The sequence below is a fragment of the Luteimonas flava genome (genome assembly GCF_036584485.1).
In the GTDB taxonomy this organism is placed as follows: domain Bacteria; phylum Pseudomonadota; class Gammaproteobacteria; order Xanthomonadales; family Xanthomonadaceae; genus Luteimonas; species Luteimonas flava.
On the sequence record NZ_JAZHBM010000079.1, the window covers coordinates 1 to 279 of the forward strand.

At 65.2% G+C, this 279-nt stretch carries 1 protein-coding gene; it reads right to left on the bottom strand.

Features of this window, described 5'->3' with window-relative positions; translation table 11 throughout:
* On the bottom strand, window positions 1–279 hold a 279-nt coding region (locus V3391_RS17760), incomplete at both ends, for a PepSY-associated TM helix domain-containing protein (RefSeq protein WP_332079778.1).

Consider the following 279-nt stretch of genomic DNA (forward strand, 5'->3'; position numbering starts at 1 on the left):
GCCGACACGCCGGCCACACAGCCCAGGCACACACCCAGCGTGGCCTGCGCCATCAGCTTGCCGCTGCGCGGCTGCACCAGTTTCTGACGCTTGCGGCGCGCTTCGATCCACAGCAGGTTCCCGCTGTAGAACAGGAAGGCGCCGGCCATGCCCAGCACGAAATACATCCACTGTACCGCCGCGTCGCCGAAGCTACCGAAATGCAGCATCTGCAGGCTGCGCAGGAAGCGTGTGCCGGGACTATAATTCTCCGGCGTCATCACGCGCTGCACCTTGCCG